This is a genomic window from Chloroflexota bacterium (assembly GCA_014360805.1).
Classification (GTDB): Bacteria; Chloroflexota; Anaerolineae; order DTLA01; family DTLA01; genus DTLA01.
The window spans coordinates 1-18,178 of record JACIWU010000062.1; the positions used below are offsets into that span (position 1 = coordinate 1).

Annotated in this window: 18 protein-coding genes, 1 tRNA gene and 1 riboswitch; of the genes, 15 read left to right on the plus strand and 4 right to left on the minus strand. The window is 65.0% G+C overall.

What is annotated here, in order from left to right:
- Positions 1-60 precede the first annotated feature (60 nt).
- The 12 genes from H5T65_10560 (at position 61) to H5T65_10615 (ending at position 11,006) form a co-directional block, all read left to right on the plus strand.
- Complete coding sequence (locus tag H5T65_10560) at positions 61-690, plus strand: hypothetical protein (GenBank protein MBC7259678.1); 630 nt, start codon at positions 61-63, stop codon at positions 688-690.
- Between the two features lie 114 nt (positions 691-804).
- Positions 805-1,659, plus strand: a complete 855-nt coding sequence (locus H5T65_10565) for a 4Fe-4S binding protein (GenBank protein MBC7259679.1) — start codon at positions 805-807, stop codon at positions 1,657-1,659.
- Positions 1,656-2,309 carry a hypothetical protein gene (locus tag H5T65_10570; protein MBC7259680.1) on the plus strand — a complete coding sequence of 218 codons (654 nt, stop codon included), beginning with the start codon at positions 1,656-1,658 and terminating at the stop codon, positions 2,307-2,309. The genes H5T65_10565 and H5T65_10570 overlap by 4 nt, the downstream gene beginning before the upstream one ends.
- Before the next feature lie 192 nt (positions 2,310-2,501).
- Positions 2,502-2,702, plus strand: a riboswitch (cobalamin riboswitch).
- Between the two features lie 142 nt (positions 2,703-2,844).
- Positions 2,845-3,822 (plus strand): cobalamin-binding protein, encoded by a 978-nt coding sequence (locus H5T65_10575; protein ID MBC7259681.1) that lies wholly within the window; start codon positions 2,845-2,847, stop codon positions 3,820-3,822.
- A 27-nt stretch (positions 3,823-3,849) separates the two neighbouring features.
- Positions 3,850-4,878: an iron chelate uptake ABC transporter family permease subunit gene (locus tag H5T65_10580; protein MBC7259682.1), complete on the plus strand. Its 1,029-nt coding sequence runs from the start codon at positions 3,850-3,852 to the stop codon at positions 4,876-4,878.
- 11 nt (positions 4,879-4,889) lie between these two features.
- Complete coding sequence (locus H5T65_10585; protein MBC7259683.1) at positions 4,890-5,681, plus strand: heme ABC transporter ATP-binding protein; 792 nt, start codon at positions 4,890-4,892, stop codon at positions 5,679-5,681.
- Between the two features lie 426 nt (positions 5,682-6,107).
- On the plus strand, positions 6,108-7,451 hold the full coding sequence (locus H5T65_10590; GenBank protein ID MBC7259684.1) for an ABC transporter substrate-binding protein: 1,344 nt from the start codon (positions 6,108-6,110) through the stop codon (positions 7,449-7,451).
- Between the two features lie 95 nt (positions 7,452-7,546).
- Positions 7,547-8,404, plus strand: coding sequence for a branched-chain amino acid ABC transporter permease (locus H5T65_10595; GenBank protein ID MBC7259685.1), 858 nt, complete (start codon positions 7,547-7,549; stop codon positions 8,402-8,404).
- Positions 8,405-9,373 (plus strand): branched-chain amino acid ABC transporter permease, encoded by a 969-nt coding sequence (locus H5T65_10600; protein MBC7259686.1) that lies wholly within the window; start codon positions 8,405-8,407, stop codon positions 9,371-9,373. It abuts the gene before it with no gap.
- Positions 9,370-10,140, plus strand: coding sequence for an ABC transporter ATP-binding protein (locus tag H5T65_10605; protein ID MBC7259687.1), 771 nt, complete (start codon positions 9,370-9,372; stop codon positions 10,138-10,140). The genes H5T65_10600 and H5T65_10605 overlap by 4 nt, the downstream gene beginning before the upstream one ends.
- A 22-nt stretch (positions 10,141-10,162) precedes the next feature.
- Complete coding sequence (locus tag H5T65_10610; protein MBC7259688.1) at positions 10,163-10,873, plus strand: ABC transporter ATP-binding protein; 711 nt, start codon at positions 10,163-10,165, stop codon at positions 10,871-10,873.
- Between the two features lie 55 nt (positions 10,874-10,928).
- Positions 10,929-11,006 (plus strand) — tRNA-Pro (locus H5T65_10615).
- 72 nt (positions 11,007-11,078) lie between these two features.
- Here H5T65_10615 and H5T65_10620 read toward each other — a convergent pair.
- The 3 genes from H5T65_10620 to H5T65_10630 are packed head-to-tail and all read right to left on the minus strand — an operon-like array spanning position 11,079 to position 13,041.
- The gene (locus H5T65_10620; GenBank protein ID MBC7259689.1) at positions 11,079-11,894 is read right to left on the minus strand and encodes a kinase/pyrophosphorylase; all 816 of its coding nucleotides are present in this window, start codon (positions 11,892-11,894) and stop codon (positions 11,079-11,081) included.
- A 58-nt stretch (positions 11,895-11,952) separates the two neighbouring features.
- Complete coding sequence (locus H5T65_10625; GenBank protein MBC7259690.1) at positions 11,953-12,705, minus strand: arsenite methyltransferase; 753 nt, start codon at positions 12,703-12,705, stop codon at positions 11,953-11,955.
- 57 nt (positions 12,706-12,762) lie between these two features.
- Positions 12,763-13,041 (minus strand): AbrB/MazE/SpoVT family DNA-binding domain-containing protein, encoded by a 279-nt coding sequence (locus H5T65_10630; protein MBC7259691.1) that lies wholly within the window; start codon positions 13,039-13,041, stop codon positions 12,763-12,765.
- Positions 13,042-13,190: 149 nt separating this feature from the next.
- Between H5T65_10630 and H5T65_10635 the strand changes: the two genes are divergently transcribed.
- A complete protein-coding gene (locus H5T65_10635) occupies positions 13,191-13,802 on the plus strand; it encodes an HAD family phosphatase (GenBank protein MBC7259692.1) in 612 nt (203 codons plus the stop codon).
- On the opposite strand, the gene H5T65_10640 is transcribed toward H5T65_10635, so the two are convergent.
- Entirely contained in the window at positions 13,799-14,641 is an 843-nt protein-coding gene (locus H5T65_10640) for a PIG-L family deacetylase (GenBank protein MBC7259693.1), read from the minus strand. The genes H5T65_10635 and H5T65_10640 overlap by 4 nt on opposite strands.
- Before the next feature lie 471 nt (positions 14,642-15,112).
- Between H5T65_10640 and H5T65_10645 the strand changes: the two genes are divergently transcribed.
- Complete coding sequence (locus tag H5T65_10645; protein ID MBC7259694.1) at positions 15,113-17,794, plus strand: tail fiber domain-containing protein; 2,682 nt, start codon at positions 15,113-15,115, stop codon at positions 17,792-17,794.
- 10 nt (positions 17,795-17,804) lie between these two features.
- The gene (locus H5T65_10650) at positions 17,805-18,110 is read left to right on the plus strand and encodes a hypothetical protein (GenBank protein MBC7259695.1); all 306 of its coding nucleotides are present in this window, start codon (positions 17,805-17,807) and stop codon (positions 18,108-18,110) included.
- Positions 18,111-18,178 lie beyond the last annotated feature (68 nt).

Genomic DNA, 18,178 nt, shown 5'->3' on the forward strand with positions numbered 1-18,178 from the left:
GGGCGCCGCGCGCGGCCCATGGGACAACCAGACCTACATCAACAACGAGGAGAACGCTCATTGAACACAACGCACCTCACACGCTTTACGGGCATCCGCGTCGCCCTTTGGTTCGCGGCGCTGGCGGCCCTGCTCATCCTGTCGCCCTCCGAGAAAACCCTCGGCGACGTGGTGAAACTGGTGTACCTGCACGGCGCGCTGGTGCGCACGGGTCTGCTGGCATTCACCGCGGCGGGCATCCTCGGCCTGGCGGCGCTGGTTGACCGACGCCAGGGCACGGCGCGCTGGAGCGAGGCGGTGGGCCACACAGCCCTGGTGGTCTGGACGGTGTACGTGCTGTCCAGCATGGTGGTAACCTACCTGGCGTGGGGCGTGGCCATTGCCTGGGGCGAGCCTCGGGTACGGGCCAGCGCCCACATCTTCCTGGCGGCGGCGGCATTCTGGGTGCTGTCCTACATCATCCAGGACTGGCGGGCAACGGCCGCGCTCAATGCCATCCTGGGCGCGCTGGCCTGGGCGCTGGTGCGGAGCGCGGGCGTGATCATCCACCCGGTGGACCCCATCGGCGGCTCGGCCTCGGCGGCCATCAAGGCGTTCTACGCGGGCATCGTCGCGTGCGTAATCCTGCTGGCGGCGGAATTGGCCCTGTGGTTTGCGAAGAGGACCGCCCCGCGCCAACCCCACGGGTGAGACGAACCGCGAGCGGCCCCGCCAAACCCAAACAACATGCACACATGATCTTCAGACTTTCTTCACAACCCGGCGTTAGGATTTGCACAACCCTATACGTCGGGAGGTTTGACTGTGACAAAGCACGGCACCAAATCGTGGACACCGCTGCTCAGGAGACTGAGCCAATTGGCCTTTGGAATGTTCATCCTCATCTCAAGTGTCCGCCATTCGTTGGCCACCACCGAGGGATCACTCCCATCTGTTGATGCGTATTGCCCATTCGGCGGGCTGGAGACACTGTGGAAACTGGCAACCCAAGGCTCGTTTATATCAAAAACGCATCCCTCCAACATCGTGCTGGCGTTGGGGCTTCTCACAGGCACGTTGCTTGTGGGGGGCGCCTTCTGCGGGTGGGTTTGCCCCTTCGGCGGACTGCAGGATTTGCTCCAGTGGGTGCGGCGCAAACTGCGGCTCCCCGAGGTAAAGGTTCCCGCGAGGCTGGACAGAGTCCTCACCTACGGGCGCTACCTCGTCCTCGCGGGTATCCTGTATGCCACCATCCAGACGGGGAAAATGTGGTTCGCGGACTATGACCCGTACCGCACGATCTTCAGTCTCGGCTGGCTGTTTGAGTTCAACTGGGCCGAAGCGTGGCCCGCTTACGTAACAAGTCTTGCGATCCTGGTCGGCGCGTTGTTCATCCCGCGGCTGTGGTGCAGGTACCTGTGCCCGCTGGGCGCTGTCATCTCCCTGGGGCAACGGCTCAGCATCTTCCGCATCCGCCGCAACCCGCAGACCTGTATCTCTTGCCACAAGTGCGACAGGGTTTGCCCCGCCAAGATCACCGTGTCCAAGAAGCAAAGCGTAACCGCCGACTGTGTCGCGTGCCTGAAGTGCGTGGAAGTTTGTCCGGTCAAGGATACGCTATACGTGGGGCTGATTGTGGACAAAACGGCGACCGCTGCCCCCAAGGAGGTAACCGCGTGAGAGTCCATCGCTACGTTTTGCCTTTCGTGTTCATCGCCGTGCTCCTGGGAAGCGTCCAGGTTGCCAAGGTCGCGGGCTACTGGTCAACCAGCGGCAAGACGGTTGTCCGCGTGGACGCCTCGGGCCAGGCAGACCCTGCGGACATCAAAGGTTGGATGACGCTCGCCCAGGTCAGCGAACTCTACGGAATTCCGAAGGAAGAACTGTGGGCGCGACTGAATCTCCCCGCCGACCTGCCCGCCGACACAGCGCTGAAGGACGTGGAGAAACTCGTGCCGGATTTTGAGACGAGCGCCGTCCGCGACGCCGTGGCAGCGTACAGGGCCGAGCAACCCGATTCGGCGCCGCTGCCGTCCGAGAATGCGCCTGTCGCAAAACCGTCAGGGGAAGGCGAGGCCACGCCCACGCCTGTTCCGCCCGATGCGGAAGGCACTTCTGCCGCCGTCCCGTCCACCGAAGAAATCAAGGGCAAGAACACCCTGGCCGAGATAGCAGACATGTACGGCATCCCCGTGGAGCGCCTGGTCGCCGAATCGGGCTTGCCCGCCGACGTGGACACCAAGACGCAACTCAAGGACATTACGTCGCAATATGGGATAGAGTTGTTGGCCATACGAGAGGCCGTGGACAGGATTCTGGCCGCGAGGTAATTGGAAACCTGCCCGACGCTCGCAATCAGTTGGTGGCGCAACGCCAAGACACGTAGGGCGGCTTTCCATAGCCGCCGGCCTCCGGGGGCAGGTATGGAAACCTGCCCTACGCTACGCGCGCAGTCGGGCGGATTTGCGTTCGCGCGCTACTGCTGTATAATGCGTTGGCTGCGATGCACCTGAACATCACCCATACAGTTCCACCGGTGAGGTGACCCTGTCCGAAAGGCTGGGCCGAACGGGGGAAGTCCGGTGCTCCGCCCACGCGGAAAGTCCGGCGCTGTCCCGCAACTGTAGGTTTGGGCCGAGTGGCTGCGGCGCAAGATCGCATCTTGCCTCGCGGCACCCGTTCCCAAACAAGCCAGGATACCCGCCTCACCGCGATTCCAAGTACCTTCGCGAGAAAGGGGGCTGGAAGATGAAGACGAAAATCGGCATTTGAGTTGTCCCCTTGTCCCAGCGGCAAGGGGATTTTTGTTTCGGTACGCTGGACTCGGATACCCTCTCAACCCAATTTGACTCAGGAGACTCGGAAATGAACAAGCGAACGCGCATTCTGGCAGGCGCGCTGGCCGTCCTGCTGTTGATTGTTCTGATCGTGTACCTCGCGCCGCGGCTGGCGGGGACACCGCAGCAAGCCGCGCCCACGGCAACCCCCGTGCCGCCCACCGCGACACCCGTGCCGCCCACGCCAACGCCCGCCCCGGTTCAGGTTACGGATGACCTGGGCAAGGCGCTGACCCTGCCGAAACCGCCGCAGCGCATCATCTCGCTGGCGCCGAGCGTAACCGAGATTCTGTTCGCCATCGGCGCGGGCGACAAGGTAGTGGGCGTGCAGGACTTCAGCAACTACCCGCCCGAGGCGGCGTCGCTGCCCAAAATCGGCGGGTTCCCGCTCAACTACGAACTCATCGCGTCGCTCCAGCCCGACCTGTGCATCGGCGCGGACATCACCAGCCCCGACGACATCGCCAAACTGGAGGACCTGGGGCTGAAGGTCATGATCGTCAACCGCACCGACCTGGAAGGCATCTTCACTAACATTGAGTTGGTGGGCAAAGCCGTCGGCATGGAGCAGTCGGCCAATGCGCTGGCGGCATCGCTGCGGGCCGAATTGCAGGCGCTCCAGGATCGGCTGAAGGCCGCCACGACCAAGCCGCGCGTCTTCGTGGAACTGGACGAGACGCTGTACACCGTGGGGCCGGGTTCGTTCATCCACCCGCTGGTGGAACTGGCCGGAGGCACGAACATCGCCGCCGACGCCAACAACCCCTACCCTCAACTGAGCGCCGAGCAGATCATCGCCAAAGACCCGGAGGTCATCATCCTGACCGACGCGGCCTACGGCGTTACGCCCGAGCAGGTGAAGGCGCGGGCCGGATGGGATCAGATCACGGCGGTGAAGACGGGAGCGGTGTACCCCATTGATGGCGACATCATCAGCCGCCCAGGGCCGCGCATCCTGGAAGGGCTGAAGGCGCTGGCCGCGCTGATTCACCCGGAGTTGAAGTAGCGCGGGCAAGCGCAAGGAGACGCACTCATGCGCGTAAACTGGAGGCGAAGGGCCATCGTGCTGCCGGTGCTGGGCGGCATTCTGGTCGGGGCCATCGTGCTGGCGACGGCGATAGGCTCGGTGCCGTTGCCGCTGGGCGAGGTGGTGCGCGCCCTCGCCTCCAGACTCACGGGCGCGGCGGTCGGCGGCTCGTCCGACACCATCATCTGGCAGATTCGCGTGCCCCGCGTGCTGACCGCCGCGATGGTGGGTGGGGCGTTGAGCACGGCGGGTGCCGTGTTCCAGGGGCTGCTGCGCAACCCCATGGCCGACCCGTACATCATCGGCACGTCGGGCGGGGCGGCCCTGGGCGCAACCATCGCCCTCATGGTGCCGATTCAGATGAGCCTGTTCGGCTTCACGTTCGTGTCCGTCGCGGCGTTCGCGGGCGCGCTGGGGGCGGTGCTCGTGGTGTACAACGTGGCGCGGGTGGGCCCCCGCACGCCCGTTACCACGCTCCTGCTCACCGGCTTCGCCTTGAGTTCCGTCCTGGCAGCCATCATGTCGTTCCTCATGTTCATCTCCAACAACGCGCTGCGGCGCATCATCCTGTGGACGATGGGCGGGCTGTCGGGCGCGGGGTGGACGCAGTTGGCGGTGGTCATCCCCGTCGTCCTCGTCGCCCTGGCCATCACCTACACGCTGGCGCCCGACCTGAACGCCTTCCTGCTGGGCGATGAGCAGGCCGCCGCGCTGGGGGTGCATGTGGAGCGGCGCAAGTTGGCGTTCCTGGGCCTCGGCTCGTGGCTCACGGCAGCGGCGGTGTCGGTGAGCGGGCTGGTCGGGTTCGTGGGGCTGGTCGTCCCCCACGTGGTGCGGCTCATCATGGGGCCCGATCATCGCCTGCTGCTGCCGGCGTCCACGCTGGTGGGCGGCGTGTTCCTCGTGCTGGCCGACTTGCTGGCGCGGTCGCTGATGCCGCCCGCCGAGTTGCCGGTGGGCATCATCACAGCGCTGGTGGGCGGCCCGTTCTTCATCTACCTGCTGCGCAAGGCGCGCAGGGAGTACAGTTTCTAGGAGCAGTGCCGATGGACGAGCCCGTTATCGCGGCGCAAGACGTAGATTTTTCGTACTACAATGGCCTGGTGCTTCGCGACGTTACCCTGAACCTGGCGACTGGCGCCATGGTCAGCCTCATCGGGCCCAACGGTTCGGGCAAGACGACGCTGCTGAAGATTCTGTGCGGCCTGCTGAAACCCAAGCGGGGGCGCGTGCTCCTGTCGGGGCAAGACATCGACCGCCTTTCGCGCCGCGAGGTCGCCCAAGAAGTGGCGCTGGTGCCGCAGGAACTCTCGGTGCCGTTTGATTTCACCGTGCGCGAGATGGTCATGTTGGGCCGCACACCCTACGTCCGACACCTGCGCGGGATGACGCCGCAGGATCATCAGGTTGTGGATCGCATGTTGACCCTGACGAACACTTCTGCATTGGCACAGCGGCCGTTCAACGAACTGTCGGGCGGCGAGCAGCAGCGCGTCATCATCGCTATGGCGCTGGCGCAGGAGCCGCGGGTGCTCCTGCTGGACGAGCCTGTGGTGCATCTGGATGTGAACCACCAGATAGAGATTCTGGAACTCATCCGCCGCCTGAACCGCCAGGCGGGCCTGACCGTCCTGGCAACCATGCACGACCTGAACCTGGCCTCGCTGTACTTTGACCGCCTTGTTCTCCTCAATGAGGGGCGGGTCGTAACCAGCGGGGCGCCGGGCGAGGTGCTGCGCGAAGACACCATTCGCCGCGTGTTCCGCGCCGACGTCCGCATCCAGCCCCACCCCGTGCGCCCGCGCCCGCAACTGGTGCTCCTGCCGCCCAGCGCATGAGTTGGCGCGCGGATTGCGAAATCGTCGCGAGACCCCTTGACTTTGCGACGAAAAACATGTACAATGGCTTTTGCAGATGATGCGTTCCGCGCCGTGGCTGCGTCAAGATCGTCGCCTCGCCACCCCCGACAGAGCGCCCGAGCGGAATTACCGGCTGGCTTGCCCGGTGCAGCACAAGGCGCAAGCCCGGGAGCGTAGCAGACGTTAGCCCAATCCAGTGTATGAGAAAAGACCCATCCAGGAGGACCGGCACCGTCCTACGATACGATGGGTTGTGTGTGGGCATAGCGCCTTGCAGACCCAAATCGGCTGCTGCCCAGCATGACGAACGTCTGGAAAGGAGGTGAGAGCGACCGATTTCCCCTACCGCCGAAAGGCCCTCGCGTATTCCCATAAGAAGCCTAAACAGCAAAGGAGGAAAGGGAGATGACCAGAGCCTTCAGGGTGATCCTTGTCCTGTCCATGCTGGCCGCGCTTGCATTGAGCGGTTGCGCCAAGGCAACGCCGGCCCCCACGGCCACCCAGCCGCCGAAGCCCACCTCGCCGCCCGCAGCCCAGCCCACCGTCGCGCCCACCCCGAAGCCCACGCCTGTTACCAAGACCGTGGTCATCGGCTTCACGTCGTCCAAGACCGGCAGCCAGGAGGTCCCCTCCACCGGTCAGACGCGCGGCCTGGAGTTGTGGCTGGAGCAGGTGAACGCCAAAGGCGTTACGCTCCCCGACGGCACCATCGTCAAGTTTGAGTTCAAGACCTACGACGACGAAAGCAACAAGGAGCGCGTGCAGCAACTGTACACCAAACTCATCAACGACGACAAGACCAACTTCCTCATCAGCCCGTACTCCAGCGGCCTGACCGATGCGGCAGCGGTGATCGCCGAGCAGTATGGGCAGATCATGATCACCACCGGCGCGGCGTCGGACGCCACCTACAAGAAGGGCTACCAGTTGGTGTTCCAATTGTACACGCCCGCCAGCCGCTACTTGACCGGCGCGGTGGACTTGCTGGCGAAACTGGATCCGACCGCCAAGAAAATCGCCATCGTGCATGAGAACGACAAGTTCTCTACCGACGTGGTGAACGCCGCCAAGGCCTACGCCGAGAGCAAGGGCTACGAGATCGTGCTGTTTGAGGGGTATGACAGCGGCACGACGGACTTTGCGCCCTTCATCAACAAGATCATCGGCGCGGCGCCCGATGCCATCATGGGCGGCGGGCATTTCGCCGACGGTAGCACCTTCGCCAAGCAGATGTACGAGAAGCAGGTCAAGGTCAAGTTCATCGCCCTGCTGGTAGCGCCGCCAGAGTTGAAGTTCGCGGACATCGGCGAGGCCGCCTTCGGCATCATCGGCCCCAGCCAGTGGGAACCGCAGGCAGCCTACTCCGAGGCCTCGGCCAAAGCCGCGGGCATTCAGTGGTACGGGCCGAGCGTTGCTGACTTCGTGAACGCCTACAACGCCAAGTACGGCGAAAACCCGGCTTACCACGCCGCGGGCGGGTACGCCGCCGGCCTCATCCTCCAGAAGGCGATTGAGGACGCCGGCTCGCTGGATACCGCCAAGGTCAAGGCTGCCCTGGACGCCATGGACGTGCTGACCTGCTACGGCCACGTCAAGTTTGACACCAGCGCCGAGGCGCATGGCCTGCAGGTGGCCCACGAGATGGTTTACATCCAGTGGCAAAAGGATGCGTCAGGCAAACTGGTCAAGCAGGTCGTCTGGCCTGCCGAAGGCAAATCGGCCGACGCCATCTACCCGCTGAGCCGCTAGTTCGCGCATAGGCCCAAACGCGGGGAACCGGAGGGCAGAGCCACAGCCCTGCCCTCCGGCTCCGACAGAATCGCCATAACCATCAGGGGGATTGCATGACCGAGCAACTTCTCGCCTCCCTTACGGACGGCTTGCTCCTGGGATTTGTGTACGGCTTGGCCTCCATGGGCCTGTCGTTGATCTGGGGCGTGATGCGCGTCATCAACCTGGCGCACGGCGCGACGATGGTCTTGGGCATGTTTGCCACGTACCTCCTGTTCAGCACCTTCGGAATCCATCCGTACGTGGCCTTGCCCATCATCGTCGTGCTCAGTTTGCTCTTCGGCTTCCTGGTGTACGCCACGGCCGTCCACCGCGTGATCAACGCCCCGTACCTCTCCACCCTCTTGGCGACGTTCGCGGTGAACATGATGATCATCGGCATCGGAACTGCCGTCTTCACGACGACGCCGCGCAACGTGGACATCCCGGTGGGGCGCATCCAGGCGGGGCCGGTTACGCTGCTGAGCACGCGCCTGGTGGCCACGCTGATTGCCGTCATCGTAACGGCCGGGCTGTACCTGCTCCTGTACCGCACCAGGCCCGGCAAGGCAATCCGCGCCGTGGCCAACAACCGCGCGGCTGCAAGGCTGATGGGCATTTCCGCCTTCCGGACGCTGGCGCTGAGTTTCGGCCTGGGCACCATGCTGGCCGCGGCGGCCGGAGCCTTGATCGCCACCTTTTTCCCCTTCACCATCCTGTCGGGCGCCGGCTATCAGACCAAAGGGTTCGTGATCTGCGTGCTCGGCGGTTTGGGGAACCCGACGGGGGCCCTGATCGGCGGGCTGATCCTGGGCGCGCTGGAGGGCATCATCCCCGTTTTCATGGCGGTCAACTGGGTGCCCGTGATTGAATTCGTGCTATTCGTACTCATCCTGCTGGTCAAACCCAGCGGGCTACTGGGAGCGCGCTAGATGAAAGCCTGGCGATACCCTGCATTCTGGCTAACGCTGGGGCTGGTGGCCGCCGCGGGCGCTGTGGTGTTTGCCACCCGCTCCGCAACCCTGCGCGAGGAAATGTTCCTGCTGCTCATGTTCGTAACACTAGCATCCAGCCTAAACATCCTGCTGGGGTTCACAGGTTATGTAAACTTCGGCCATATCGTGTTCTTCGGGCTGGGGGGCTATGTGGGCTTCTACCTGATGAGCCAACACGGGTGGCCGCTGTGGTGGGCCACCCTGGCAGGCGGCCTGGCTTCGGCGCTGCTGGCGTGGGTGCTGGGCGCGGCGACGCTGCGCCTGCGGGGCGCGTACTTCGCCCTGGCCACCATCGGCGTCAACGAGGCCGTGCGCGCCTTCGTCAACAACTTCCGACCCTTCGGCGGCCCCACCGGCATGTCGCTCAATTTCGCCGTCTACCGCCAGTACGGCGGCCCGGCCAACGCGCTGTGGTGGACCTTCGGCGCCATGTTCGGCCTCACGCTGCTGGTAATCCTCATCAGTTACCTGGTCAAGTTCTCCCGCTTCGGGTTGGGCCTCATGTCCATCCGCGAGGACGAGGATGCCGCCATGGTGCTGGGCGTCCGAACACCGAATTTGAAGACGTGGGCCTTTGTGTTGTCGGCCCTGTTCCCGGGCATGGTGGGAGTGTTGTTCTTCTTCAAGAATGGCAATGTGGAGCCAGGAGATGCCTTCCGTCTCCAAATGTCCATTGAGATCATCGTCATGGTGATGCTGGGCGGGTCGGGGACGGTGCTGGGGCCGGCGATCGGGTCCGCGGCCTACGAACGCCTACGCGGCTACCTGCTCACCAGCCCCATTTTCAAGAACCTTCACCTAGCGCTTGCCGGGTTCCTCCTGCTTATCATCGTCCTGTTCGTGCCGGCGGGCCTCGTGGGATGGCTACGAAACCGCCTGCCCAAACTGCGGAGGGTGCTGGAATGAGTGGACAGGTGCAACCCAACATCATCCTCCGGGTGCAGGGGGTCTCCAAGCGGTTCGGCGGGCTTCAGGCGCTGTCCAACGTGTCCTTTGACCTGCCCCAGGGCCAGATTCTCGGCATCATCGGCCCCAACGGGGCGGGAAAGACAACGCTCTTCAACTGCATCAACGGCGTCTATCCACCCGAAGAGGGTCGGGTGATCTTTCGCGGCACCGATATCACGGGCTGGCAGCCCTATCAGGTGGCGCGTTTGGGGCTTGCCCGCACGCATCAGATCGTGAGACCCCTCAACGAACTGACCGTGTTGCAGAACGTGATGGCCGGGGCGTGCTTCGGCCACGAGCAGCACAACCTGACCCGAGCGGAGAAGATTGCCGATGAGGTGCTGGATTTTCTCGGTCTGACCCCGTGGCGCGGGGCCATGGCCTCCACCCTGAACGTGGCGCAGAAGAAGCGGCTGGAGTTGGCGCGCGCGCTGGCCGCTCGCCCCCACCTCCTGCTGCTGGACGAAGTCCTGGCCGGCCTCAATCCAACCGAAATCGCGGAGATGGTTCAGGTCGTGCGCCGCATCCGCGACCAGGGGGTTACGATCCTCATCATTGAGCACGTGATGCACGCCCTCATGAACGTCTCGGACCGCGTGATCGTCCTGGACTACGGCATACAGATTGCCGAGGGCACGCCCGAAGAGGTCGCCCACGATCCGAAAGTCATTGAAGCATACCTGGGCGATCCGAAGGTCGCCGAGCGGCTCCTACTCGGCGCTTGAGCATGTTCTCAGGGGAGAGACCATGGCGATTCTGGAGATCCAAGAGGTAGATTCGGGATACGGCGAGGTTCAAATCCTCTGGGGTGTTTCCCTCGCCCTTGAGCGCGGCAAACTCACGGCGCTGGTAGGCTCCAATGGCGTCGGAAAGACGACCCTTCTGCGCACCGTGGCCGGGCTGATACGGCCCTGGCGCGGCTCCATCCGCTCCGACGGCCGCGACATCACCCGCACGCCGCCGGATGCGAAAGCCGCGCAGGGCATCGTCCTGGTGCCGGAAGGCCGTCAACTGTTCACCACCATGAGCGTGCTGGAAAACTTGGAGATGGGCGCCTACACCAAACGGGCCCAACCCCATTTCCGAAAGAACCTGGACAAGGTGTACAGCCTGTTCCCGCGCCTGAAGGAGCGGAGCAACCAGAAGGCGGGCACGCTCTCCGGCGGCGAGCAGCAGATGCTGGCCGTGGCGCGCGGGCTGATGGCACAGCCCGAAATCCTGATGTTTGACGAACTGTCGCTGGGCCTGGCGCCGGTGCTCGTCCTGAGCCTGTTTGAAATCCTCCGGCAGTTGAAGGCCGAGGGCCTCACCATGCTCCTCGTGGAGCAAAACGTGCAGTTGGCCCTCGCCGTCAGCGACTACGCCTACGTGCTGGCCGATGGGCGCATCGCGCTGGAAGGCCCCTCCCGCGAGGTGGCGAAGAACGAGCACGTGCGCCGCGCCTACCTCGGCATCTGACGCGCCAGGCCCAAGTTTGCGGTTCGGCGGTTTTGTGGTATAATCCGCGTGTTGTCGGGGCGTAGCGCAGACCGGCTAGCGCGCAGCGTTCGGGACGCTGAGGTCGGTGGTTCAAGTCCACTCGCCCCGACCACGCCAGACGCCCGAGGGTTCTACGCCCCCGGGCGTTCGCATTTCCCGTGGCGCACCCCAACGGCCCCGAAGGCTACGCCCTGGGCGTGCGGTTCCTGCTCCGCATGATGCCCAGAATCTCCGACGCGATCTCCTCTATCGGCTTGTTCGTAACATCCACCACCGACCAGCCCGGGTGGCTTCGGAACAGCATCTCCGCGTAGGCCAGTTCCCGACGGACGAACTCAAAGTCAGCGTAGGTGCCCGTCGCCCCGCCCAGGTGCTTGTGTCGCGCCCGCCGCAATTCCGTCAGGCTCACCGCGTCGGTCGTCAGGCCGAAAACCTTGGACGGCGACAACTGCTCCAGAATGGTCGGCAGCGGCGTGTCCAGCATGACCGGGACGTTGCCCACAAGCCACCCTTTGAACGCCAGGAAGATGCTCAGCGGGGTCTTGAAGGTGCGCGACACGCCCACCAGCACCAGGTCGGCCTTGTCCAGTTCATGGGCACGCTGGCCGTCGTCGTGGCGCAGGGCGAATTCCACCGCCTCAATGCGGCGGAAGTACTCGCGGTTGAGTTCGCGGAAGAGGCCGGGCTTCTCCGCGGGCGAATGGGCCAAGTGATGGGCCATCTGGGCCAGCAGCGGCCCCATCAGGTCAATGGTGGGCACGTTGTGAAGCCGGCCCTGCTCGGCCATGGCGCTTCGCAGGTCCTGCGACACAATCGTGTGGACGATGAACGCGCCGATGCGCGCCGCATACTGTACCGCATCGGCGACCTGCGCCACGGTGCGCACCTCAGAGCGCCGCTCAATGGCCACGTCCACGTCGCCGAACTGCGTGAGCGCGGCGCGCACGGTTTGCTCCGCCGTCCCGCCGGTGCCATCCGAAACAATCAGGATGTGTTGCATGGGCCACCTCCCACTGCTCCCATTGTACCCGGGAAGATGTGCCCGTCAACCCGCGCCTCTACTTCTTGCGCGCCTCCACCTGGATGCTGGCAGCGTGAATCCCAAGTCGCTCGTCTACGGCGTAGGCTGCCTCGCCTACAACCCGCACGTCAGCGAATCCGGCAGCGCGGATAGCGTCCAGGTAGGCGTCCTTGAGGCTGGCCCCGGCCACGCACGACACGTAGGCCGCCACGGACTCCCGCACGAACTCGGGCAGTTCGCGCAACAAGACGATGTCGGAGACCAGGAGCCTGCCGCCGGGGCGCAGGACGCGGTACGCCTCGCGGAACGCGGCGGGCTTGTCGGGCGACAGGTTGATGACGCAGTTGGAGATGACGACATCTACCGATGCGTCGGCCACGGGCAGGTGCTCAATCTCGCCCAGGCGAAACTCCACGTTGGTGTAGCCACCCCTGCGGGCGTTCTCGCGGGCGCGGGCCACCATCTCGGGCGTCATGTCCACGCCGATAACGCGGCCTGTGGGCCCCACGCGCCGGGCCGCCAGAAAACAATCAAACCCCGCGCCGGCCCCCAGGTCCAGCACGGTCTCGCCCTCGCGCACGCCGGCCAGCGCCACGGGGTTGCCGCACCCCAGCCCCAGGTTCGCACCCTCGGGTGCCGCCTGCAGGTCCGCCTGCGTGTACCCCATCGCCAGGCTTATATCCTCAACCGTGGGGCTGCACCCGCACCCGGAGTCGCAACAGGACGTGCCGCTTGCAGCCCGCAGAGCATAACTCTCTCGCACGATCTTCTTGATGTCCTCGTCGTTCACGATCTCGCCTCCACGAAAGTGCATGGAATTATCAACCATCGCCGAGAATGGTTGCACTCAGCCAACGATGCCCTGCATGACGGGCTGGAGCATCTCCTTCACCATGCTGGCCAGGTTCTCGGCGCGGATGAGCGACAGACAGCAGACCTTGCCGTCCTTTTCCCAGGTAACCAGAACGTACTTGTCGCCCGGGCGAATCCCGGCCCGGTCGCGCACATCTTTGGGAATCACCATCTGTCCACGCTCGTCCACGGTAACCACGGCCTGGACTGCGCAGCAGGCTGCCCCTTCGCTCTCGGGTGCGCAGCAACCTTCACCCTTCGTCTCGTCCGCCATCTGCATCCCTCGGCATAGAATTCTCTGAAATATCTGATTTTTCTGAAATTGTATCCAGAAACCAGAATCTGTCAAATCGCCCCTCGGCGCGCTTTGACACCCGAAGCCGCCCAGGCTATGATAACCGCAATTCGCTTGCCGAGGAGAACATGACCATAAGAGCCGTCATCTTTGACATGGGCGGCGTCCTGCTGCGCTCGGAGAACGAGAACGGACGCCGGAAGTGGGAGCAGCACCTGGGGCTGGCCGAAGGGGAACTGGCCGAGATCGTCTTCAACTCGCCGATCTCGCAGAAGGCCACGCTGGGCCTGGCCACCGACGAGGACGTGTGGGCGCACCTGGCGAGTCGGTTCGCACTGGACGCCGACACCCTGCGCCACCTGCGGCACGATTTCTGGTCCGGCGACCGCGCAGACACGCTCCTCGTGGACTTCCTGCGCCGTCTGCGTCCACGCTACCGCACCGCCATCCTCAGCAACGCCTGGCCCGGCGCGCGCAAGGCCCTTACCGAGCGCTGGGGGCTGGCCGACGCCGTGGACGAGATGATCATCTCCGCCGAGGAGGGCGTGGCCAAGCCCGACCCTGCCATCTACCACATCGCCCTGCACCGGCTGGGCGTGCGAGCCGACGAGGCGGTCTTCGTGGACGACATGCCGGTCAACGTGGAAGCGGCGCGGGACTTGGGCATGGTGGGGATCGTCTTCCGCACCCGCGAGCAGACCATCGCCGACGTGCAGCGGATTCTGGCCGAGACCCCCTAGACTCCCGCGAACAGGTCGCGCTCAATCCCCTCCACAGGCGTTTCCGGCACCACGCGCCAGAAGTACTCGGTCTTCATGAATTCCCGCATCGCCTCGGTGGGCAGTTGCGCGATGATCCCGTTGGGCGAAATCTGGCTACGGTGGCACAGGAACGCCCGCGTCTTCTTGTCCAGCACGCTACTCACGTCTATCTCGGTGCTGATGACCTCATCGGGCATCCCGCGCTCCTCGGGGTTGAAGCCGCGCTCGGCCGGGTCAATGCCCGCCTCGCGCATGCGCTGGGCCATGGCGCGGAACATGCGGCGCGGCAACGCCGTGTAGTACAGTTTCTTGGGCTGCCACGGGGCCAGGCCCTGCTCGGCATAGCCCGTCGGGTCGCCCGCCAGGTGGAAGGCGCGGGTCGCCACCGCGCTGGCCTTCACGTGGTCGGGATGCCCATAGCCCCCGCCAGGCTCAAAGGTAACGATGACATCGGGCCGGAAGCGACGGATAGCCTCCACCACCCGCCCGGTCGCCTCGTCCAGGTCGGCTTGGAGGAACGAATCGGGGCGCTCATTGTCGGGCGTGCCCGCCATGCCCGAGTCGCGGTAGCCCAGATAGTAGGGGCCTTCAACCCCCAGAATCTCACAGGCGCACTTCAGTTCGCGCTGGCGGATTTCGCTGATGGGCTCGTCCGACTGAATGGTCGGATCTTGAATCTCGCCCGCCTCTCCCTTGGTGGCCGTAACGAGGATGACGCGGTAGCCCCGCTCGGCGTACAGGGCCAGAGTACCGCCGGTGCCGAACGACTCGTCGTCCGGATGGGCGTAGATGGCCATGAGCGTTCCTCGGTGCGACATGCAGCGCCTCCGACATAGGATTTGCAATCCCATAGGATGCCACCGAAGGCGGGATGTGTCAAAAGGCGGCCGTTAGCCTGCGGTTTGCGTTGCCGTGTAGGGTTTACCTCACCCATCCCCACCCCAGCCCCCCCGCTTTCTCCGCGGGCGAAGAGGAAAGGGCAGGGTGTGAGAGGGGTTAGGTGAGATCAAGCGCGCCAGGAGTGTGAAGACCCCAAGGGCCTCGGAGACCCTTGGGGTCTTTGCGCTACCCCGCCCCCCTCGCTCCCTCGCGTGGCCGTTCGGTGGCCGTTCCTGCACTTGACTTACGCATGGGTTTGTGGTATATTATGACTGATTTACCCGGAACGTTCACGCTCTCTGTATCCGCTTTGCGGTGGGCATGCGCCTCGTGCTCATGGGATTCTCCGGGGAGATTCTGGAGCCTTTCGCCTGTCCTCCGCCCAAGAGAACTCGCGAAAGGAGCGTCCCATGAAACCCCGCGTTTTCCTGGCTATTACCCTCTCCTTCCTGCTTGCCTTATCCATCCTAAGCCTGGGCCAGGCCCAGGGTCCCATGCCCCAGGGCGTCATGGGCACCGCCTTCACCTATCAGGGCCAACTCAAGCAGAACGGCCTGCCCGTCTCCGGAACCTGCGACTTCCGCTTCTCCCTGTGGAACGCCGAGACCGACGGCGCACAGGTCGGCGCGACGCTGGACAAGGCCGCCGTGGCGGTGAGCAAGGGCCTCTTCACGGTCCTGCTGGACTTCGGCCCCTACGCCTTCAACGGCGAGGCGCGCTACCTGGGCGTTGACGTCCGCTGCCCGGCCGGGAGCGGCGACTACACGCCCCTGGTGCCGCGCCAGGCGCTGACGCCGACGCCGTATGCCGTGTTCGCGGGAATGGCCCCGTGGAGTGGCCTGCTGAACCGTCCGGCGGGGCTGGACGACGGCGACGACGACACCCTGGCAGCCCTGATGTGCGCGCCGGGCGAGGTCGCCAAGTGGAACGGCGCGGCGTGGGTCTGCGCCGAGGACACAGGCCCCGCGTACACCGCAGGCGCGGGTCTCGTCCTCACCGGCAACGCGTTCTCCGTGGCCTTCGCCGGCACCGGCTCGGCCAACACGGCTGCCCGATCAGACCACGACCACGACGCCGCCTACGTCAACGAGGGCCAGCCCAACAGCATCACCTCCGCCATGATCTGGGACGGCGCGGTTACGGTTTGGGACCTGCGCGACGGCGCGGTAACCGCGGTGAAGATCGCCGACGGCGCAACATTGGCCGAAATCCTGGACGACGACGGCGCGGGTTCCGGCCTGGACGCCGACCTGCTGGACGGGTACGACAGCACCTACTTCCAGAGGCGGATTGAGGGAACCTGCGCGGCGGGCTCCAGCATCCGCGCGGTCAACGCCGACGGCACGGTGGTGTGCGAGGCGGACGACAACACGACGTACAGCGCCGGCAACCAGTTGAGCCTTGTGGGGACCACGTTCCACGTGCTGGAAGGCTCCGGGTCGGGCCTGGACGCCGACATGCTGGATGGCATGGACAGCGCCGCCTTCGCGCCCGCCATCCACACTCACAATGCGGCCAACATCATCTCCGGCATGTTGTCCACCGACCGCTTCTCGGCCTACGCCGACTTGGCCGCCGAGGGCTACCTGGGCGACGCGGCGGGCGACCTGGCCCAGAACAACGGCACGCTCCAAGCCACCCTCAACGCCGACCTGCTGGACGGGCACAACAGCGACTTCTTCCAGCAGCGGGTTTCGGGCACCTGCCCCGCCGGATCCAGCATCCGCACCATCAACGCGGATGGTACCGTGGTTTGCGAGACCGACGATACGGGCACCGCCGGCTGGTTACTGACTGGAAACGCGGGTACAAATCCGCTCACCGACTTCGTGGGCACCACTGATGAGGTAAGCCTGACCCTGGCCGTCAGCGGCACGGGAGCGCTGCGCCTGGAGCCCAACGCCACCAGCCCGAACCTCATCGGCGGGTACAGCGGTAACAGCGTGACGAACAGTGTTTACGGTGCGACAATTGGCGGCGGCGGGGTAGACGGCCTGACCCACCGCGTTACCGATAACTACGGCACGGTGGGTGGGGGGCGTGGCAACCGGGCCGGCAACGACGCCTACACAACATCGGATGCGGCATACGCCACCGTCGGCGGGGGCAATCGCAACACCGCCAGCGGCTTTATGGCCACTGTCGGCGGGGGCAATGCCAACGTCGCCAGCGGCGACAACGCCACCATTGGCGGGGGCACTGACAACGTCGCCAGTGGGTTGGCTGACACCGTCGGCGGGGGCATTGGCAACACCGCCAGCGGCTACCGGGCCACCGTCGGCGGGGGCAAGTGGAACTCCGCCAGCGGCGACGCCGCCACCGTCGGCGGGGGCTATCAAAACGGCGCCAGCGGCGACGACGCCACCATCGGCGGAGGCGCAAACAACAGCGCCAGCGCCTTCTACGCTACCGTCGGCGGGGGCGTACGAAACTCCGCCAGCGCCAGCGGGGCCACCGTCGGCGGCGGGGTAATCAACATGGCCAGCGGCTACGGTGCCACTGTGCCGGGTGGGTATCTCAACATCGCCGCAGGCGACTACAGTTTCGCTGCCGGAGAGCGCGCCTTCGCCAACAATCAGGGCTGCTTTGTCTGGGGCGATGCCACCAATGCGGATGTCGTGTGTTCCAATGACAACCGTGCCATCTTCCGCACCAGCGGAGGCTTCTATATCTACACCAACGGTACCCTCACCAGCGGGATGTACTTGAGCAGCGGCGGCAGCGGTTGGAACGTCGTCAGCAACCGCGCCCTCAAGGAGAACTTTGCGCCGGTGGATACCCTGGCCCTGCTGGAGCGCTTGGCGGCTATCCCCATCACCACCTGGAACTACAAAGCCCAGGACCCCGCCATCCGCCACATTGGGCCGATGGCCGACGATTTCAACGCCTTGGTGGACGGGCTGGGCGGCGAAGGCGCCGACTATATCAACAGCCTGGACGCCGATGGCGTGGCCCTGGTGGCCATCCAGGGGTTGTACCAGGAGAACCTGGCGCTCAAGGTGCAGACCAAAGCCCTGCAGGAGCAGATTGACGATTTGCAGACTCGCCTGGCCACGCTGGAAGCCCTGGTCGCCCAACTGGCGAAGAAGTAGGAGGGGCGAGGTGGGACGGAGCAAGCGGTCAGCAATGAGCCGTGAGCGGTCGGCCGTCAGAATCGGCGCGCTCGTCCTGGCGGCGCTGATCCTGATGGCGGGCGCGGCCCTGGCGGGTGGGGTGTATGAAATCCCGTGGTTCACGGCCGACGGCGGTGGGGGGACGTGGAGCGAGGGCAGCGGGTTCTCGCTGGGCGGGACCGTCGGCCAGCCCGACGCGGGGGCGCTTTCGGGCGGGGAGTACACCCTGCTGGGTGGGTTCTGGGCCGGTTCGGGGCCCAACCCCTACGCCTACCTGCCAGTAATCCTGAGATAGCCCCACACCCACGAATAGCGCGAATCCACACCCTGCCCGCGCAGATTCGCGCTATCCGTGGGCTCCTA

Excerpts from the sequence above, each read along its gene's own strand:
- H5T65_10575 (MBC7259681.1), top strand. The coding sequence starts at position 2,845 with ATGAACAAGCGAACGCGCATTCTGGCAGGCGCGCTGGCCGTCCTGCTG.
- H5T65_10580 (MBC7259682.1), top strand. The coding sequence starts at position 3,850 with ATGCGCGTAAACTGGAGGCGAAGGGCCATCGTGCTGCCGGTGCTGGGC.
- H5T65_10585 (MBC7259683.1), top strand. The coding sequence starts at position 4,890 with ATGGACGAGCCCGTTATCGCGGCGCAAGACGTAGATTTTTCGTACTAC.
- H5T65_10590 (MBC7259684.1), top strand. The coding sequence starts at position 6,108 with ATGACCAGAGCCTTCAGGGTGATCCTTGTCCTGTCCATGCTGGCCGCG.
- H5T65_10595 (MBC7259685.1), top strand. The coding sequence starts at position 7,547 with ATGACCGAGCAACTTCTCGCCTCCCTTACGGACGGCTTGCTCCTGGGA.
- H5T65_10600 (MBC7259686.1), top strand. The coding sequence starts at position 8,405 with ATGAAAGCCTGGCGATACCCTGCATTCTGGCTAACGCTGGGGCTGGTG.
- H5T65_10605 (MBC7259687.1), top strand. The coding sequence starts at position 9,370 with ATGAGTGGACAGGTGCAACCCAACATCATCCTCCGGGTGCAGGGGGTC.
- H5T65_10610 (MBC7259688.1), top strand. The coding sequence starts at position 10,163 with ATGGCGATTCTGGAGATCCAAGAGGTAGATTCGGGATACGGCGAGGTT.
- H5T65_10620 (MBC7259689.1), bottom strand. The coding sequence starts at position 11,894 with ATGCAACACATCCTGATTGTTTCGGATGGCACCGGCGGGACGGCGGAG.
- H5T65_10630 (MBC7259691.1), bottom strand. The coding sequence starts at position 13,041 with ATGGCGGACGAGACGAAGGGTGAAGGTTGCTGCGCACCCGAGAGCGAA.
- H5T65_10635 (MBC7259692.1), top strand. The coding sequence starts at position 13,191 with ATGACCATAAGAGCCGTCATCTTTGACATGGGCGGCGTCCTGCTGCGC.
- H5T65_10640 (MBC7259693.1), bottom strand. The coding sequence starts at position 14,641 with ATGTCGCACCGAGGAACGCTCATGGCCATCTACGCCCATCCGGACGAC.
- H5T65_10645 (MBC7259694.1), top strand. The coding sequence starts at position 15,113 with ATGAAACCCCGCGTTTTCCTGGCTATTACCCTCTCCTTCCTGCTTGCC.